Source organism: Salinivibrio sp. HTSP, from assembly GCF_003390965.1.
In the GTDB taxonomy this organism is placed as follows: Bacteria; Pseudomonadota; Gammaproteobacteria; order Enterobacterales; family Vibrionaceae; genus Salinivibrio; species Salinivibrio kushneri.
Map to the genome: position 1 here is coordinate 1 of NZ_PXUD01000111.1, position 4,100 is coordinate 4,100.

The 4,100-nt window shown below is 51.5% G+C and carries 4 protein-coding genes; all 4 read left to right on the top strand.

What is annotated here, in order from left to right:
* Positions 1–199: 199 nt before the first annotated feature.
* The 4 genes from C7A19_RS14720 to C7A19_RS14735 all read left to right on the top strand — a co-directional run bounded on the left by C7A19_RS14720 (position 200) and on the right by C7A19_RS14735 (position 4,033).
* Positions 200–964: a DeoR family transcriptional regulator gene (locus C7A19_RS14720; protein WP_069362336.1), complete on the top strand. Its 765-nt coding sequence runs from the start codon at positions 200–202 to the stop codon at positions 962–964.
* A 21-nt stretch (positions 965–985) separates the two neighbouring features.
* A complete protein-coding gene (gene glmS / locus C7A19_RS14725) occupies positions 986–2,824 on the top strand; it encodes a glutamine--fructose-6-phosphate transaminase (isomerizing) (RefSeq protein ID WP_116645275.1) in 1,839 nt (612 codons plus the stop codon).
* A 279-nt stretch (positions 2,825–3,103) separates the two neighbouring features.
* Positions 3,104–3,475: a helix-turn-helix transcriptional regulator gene (locus C7A19_RS14730; protein ID WP_021022741.1), complete on the top strand. Its 372-nt coding sequence runs from the start codon at positions 3,104–3,106 to the stop codon at positions 3,473–3,475.
* A 186-nt stretch (positions 3,476–3,661) separates the two neighbouring features.
* Positions 3,662–4,033: a helix-turn-helix transcriptional regulator gene (locus tag C7A19_RS14735; RefSeq protein WP_077458600.1), complete on the top strand. Its 372-nt coding sequence runs from the start codon at positions 3,662–3,664 to the stop codon at positions 4,031–4,033.
* Positions 4,034–4,100 lie beyond the last annotated feature (67 nt).

The window sequence follows — 4,100 nt, forward strand, 5'->3', positions numbered from 1 at the left end:
CTGGCGCCGCAAGGTGTGAGAGTTCAAGTCTCTCCTTCCGCACCATATTAAGCCCATCAGCATTCGCTGGTGGGCTTTTTTCGTTATTGCTCTACGCTGAATCATCCTCTTCTCTGTTTTGCCACACTTTTTCCCTCATTATCTTGATCTTTGTTTTGTTTGCTCTACCATAAGTTTCGAATCGAAACTTGGTTGTTATATGTCGAAACGAAATACTCAGCAACGGCGCCATACCATCGTTACTTTGCTCACCGAGCAAGGCCAAGTGAGTGTCGACGCGCTCTCGCAACGTTTTGAAACCTCAGAGGTGACTATCCGCAAAGATCTCGCGGAGCTGGAGAAAAATGGCCTATTGCTGCGCCGTTACGGTGGAGCGGTACCCGTGCCACAAGAAATGGTGTCGGAGCATGCGGTCAAGGTATCGAAAAAAAAGCAAAGTATTGCCGATGCGGCCGCGGCGCGCATTCGTGACCATAACCGGGTTGTGGTAGACAGTGGTACCACGACGGCCGCTTTGATCCCTTTGCTGGATAAGAAACGTGGCTTGGTGGTGATGACCAACTCGCTACAGGTGGCCAATGCCATTCGTGAACTCGAGCACGAACCAACTCTGCTGATGACCGGCGGCACCTGGGATACCCATTCTGAATCGTTTCAAGGCCAAGTGGCCGAACAAACCTTACGTGCCTACGACTTTGACCAGCTTTTTGTCGGTGCCGATGGCATTGATGTGGCACGTGGGACGACGACTTTTAACGAGATGACGGGTCTGACGCGGGTGATGGCGGAGGTCGCGCGTGAGGTGGTGGTGATGATTGAGTCGGAGAAAATCGGGCGTCGGATCCCCAACCTAGAGCTTGCGTGGTCGAGCATCGACACCCTGATCACCGACAGTTTGCTGGATGATGATCTTAAACACGCCATAGAACAAACCGGCACAGATGTGATCTGTGCTGACCAGTAATAAGACCAGTAAGGAAAGACTATGTGTGGAATTGTAGGGGCGGTCGCTCAGCGTGATGTCGCCGAGATTTTAGTAGAGGGGCTGCGTCGCCTTGAATATCGCGGTTACGACTCGGCTGGGGTCGCGATCACCGATTCGGCAACCGGGCAGCTCACTCGTGTGCGCCGGCTGGGTAAAGTGGCTGCATTGTCAGACGCGGTGACCGAGACCAATCCTACCGGTGGTACCGGCATCGCGCATACACGTTGGGCCACCCATGGCGAACCCAGTGAGGCGAACGCCCATCCACATATGTCTGGCGAGCGCATTGCCGTGGTACACAATGGCATTATTGAAAACCACCAAATGCTGCGTGAACAATTACAAGCGCGGGGTTATCAATTCCATTCGCAGACCGACACTGAAGTGATTGCGCATTGGGTTGATTGGGAGCTTAAGCAATCCTCTGATTTGCTTGAGGCATTCCAACGCACGGTGAGTCAGCTTGAAGGGGCATACGGTACCGTGGTGATGGATAAAAATCAGCCAGAGCGCTTGATAGCCGCGCGTTCGGGTAGCCCACTAGTGATTGGTTTGGGGATTGGCGAAAACTTTCTCGCCTCGGATCAGTTGGCGCTGCTCAATGTCACGCGTCGCTTTATCTATCTCGAAGAAGGGGATGTGGCCGATATCTCTCGCCGCGAGGTGACCATTTATAATCAAGAAGGCACACCGGTAGAACGCGAGGTGCATGAAGCCAGTGCTCAGTACGATGCGGCGGATAAAGGCCAATATCGCCACTATATGCAAAAAGAGATTTATGAGCAGCCCACCGCGCTCACCAACACCATGGAAGGCCGGTTAGGCAGCGACCATGTGATTGTCGATGCCATCGGTAATGGGGCCAGCGATATTCTCGCCAAAGCACAGCATATTCAAATCATCGCCTGTGGCACCTCGTACAATGCGGGCATGGTCGCGCGTTATTGGTTTGAATCGCTGGCAGGCGTCAGTTGTGATGTGGAGATTGCCTCGGAGTTTCGCTATCGCCAGTTTGTCACCCGCCCTAATAGCGTGCTGATCACCTTGTCGCAGTCTGGCGAAACGGCCGATACGCTAGCGGCGCTGCGTTTAGCCAAGGAGCGTGGCTATATGGCCACCATGGCCATTTGCAACGTGGCAGGCTCATCGTTGGTACGTGAATCCGATTTGGCCTTTATGACGCGCGCGGGCGCAGAAATTGGCGTGGCCTCGACCAAGGCCTTTACCACCCAGCTGTCTGCGCTGCTGATGCTGGTCACCGCGCTAGGTAAAATGCAGGGATCGATTGGTCGTGACAAAGAACGTGAGATTGTCGATGCTTTGCATCACCTACCTTCAAGCATCGAGCAAGCGTTGACCTTTGATAAAGCGATTGAGCAACTCGCGGAAGATTTTGCCGACAAGCATCACTCTCTGTTTTTAGGGCGTGGCGAGTTTTATCCGATTGCCGTAGAAGCCGCGCTTAAACTCAAAGAGATCTCGTACATTCACGCGGAAGCCTATGCCGCGGGTGAACTAAAACACGGCCCATTGGCGCTGATTGATGCCTATATGCCAGTGATTGTGATTGCCCCCAATAACGAGCTGTTGGAAAAGCTCAAATCCAATATCGAAGAAGTGCGTGCCCGTGGTGGCCAGCTCTACGTGTTTGCCGATCAAGACGCCGGCTTTACACCAGAAGAAGGCATGAAAATTATCGCTATGCCACACGTGGATGACATCATCGCCCCCGTGTTTTACACCATCCCGATGCAGCAATTGTCGTATCATGTGGCCTTGATTAAAGGCACGGACGTCGATCAACCTCGTAACCTTGCTAAAGCCGTCACTGTTGAGTAAACCTGCCCAATAATCACCACGCTCTGACCAGGAGCGTGGTTGATCTTTTATCAATTACTGTCCTCTTTCTACAAAAATGCGATCTGCATAGGATTTATTGCAAAATGCAAATCATTTTGCATTTAATCTCAGGCATGGCGTCTGGAAAATTAAACAGAACGCTATTCTGTTTTTTAAATTATTGAATATATTGGTTTTTATTGGTGTCCAATAACTTGGCCTACATTGTGCATACTCAGGGTATAACGACTAACATCGACCAGTTATAGAGAGGAAGCAATGATTGACTCTAAAACCCAAGTAGCAAAACGCATCAAAGAAGCGCGTGAGTGGAAAGGCATCACCCAAGTAAAAATGGCCAAGCTGCTTAATGTGGCCCGTCAAACCTACTTGGATATCGAAAATGGTAAAACAGAGCCGCGTGTTCGTATGCTTTCCAACATTGCTGAGCTGACTGAGCGCCCATTGGTATGGTTTGTCTACGGTGATGAAGATGTCGAAATGCACGATGTTCAGTATAAGCAAGATGTGAACCGCCTGCTTGAGCATTTCTCTCGCTTACCGCACGAAGCCCGTACTGCGATCTTAAACCAAAGCGTGAACATGGCTTCGTTCTTAGTCAACTATTCAAAGGCGGCCCAGCGCGCATAAAAAGACTGCCTGCTCGACTAGATAGGCGGGTGAGTGCTTGCTTACTGAGGTAGGCATCAAAAGCGTAGTGTCACACTATCGGTGTGCGCCACCATGATACGCCTGCCGAGCCATGCATAATGCAGGGGTGGTGTTGTAACGGGCTGTGTTTAATACAGCTCGGGTTGCAGAAATGAGGCATGAACCATGGTGATTTCGACGGCGCGCATCGCGCAACGGATCCGTGAAGCACGGGAATTTAGTAAGATAACCCAAGTAGACATGGCGAAGCGTTTGAATGTCGCGCGCCAAACCTATTTGGATATGGAGTCGGGGAAAACGGATCCGAAAATCCTCGCGCTGGTCATGATAGCGGAAATCACCGGCCGACCCTTCAACTGGTTTGTGCATGGTGAAACGGATGAGCGAGACATCGCCTTCTCTCACCGTGATGATCTCGCCGCATTGACGAGCTTGCTGAGTCAGCTCCCGCAAATGGCACGACAGACAGTGATGGATAACGCGTTGTCCATTGCCGAATATGTGGTCACCCTGGCCCCAGAGCCGCCAAACGAATAAACTCAGCCCGACATTAATGTCGGGCTTTTTGTTTGCCCAGCGAAGCTGGCAAACCCGTCAGGTTGAA

Coding starts and splice junctions, on each gene's coding strand:
- C7A19_RS14720 (WP_069362336.1), top strand. CDS start 200: ATGTCGAAACGAAATACTCAGCAACGGCGCCATACCATCGTTACTTTG.
- glmS (WP_116645275.1), top strand. CDS start 986: ATGTGTGGAATTGTAGGGGCGGTCGCTCAGCGTGATGTCGCCGAGATT.
- C7A19_RS14730 (WP_021022741.1), top strand. CDS start 3,104: ATGATTGACTCTAAAACCCAAGTAGCAAAACGCATCAAAGAAGCGCGT.
- C7A19_RS14735 (WP_077458600.1), top strand. CDS start 3,662: ATGGTGATTTCGACGGCGCGCATCGCGCAACGGATCCGTGAAGCACGG.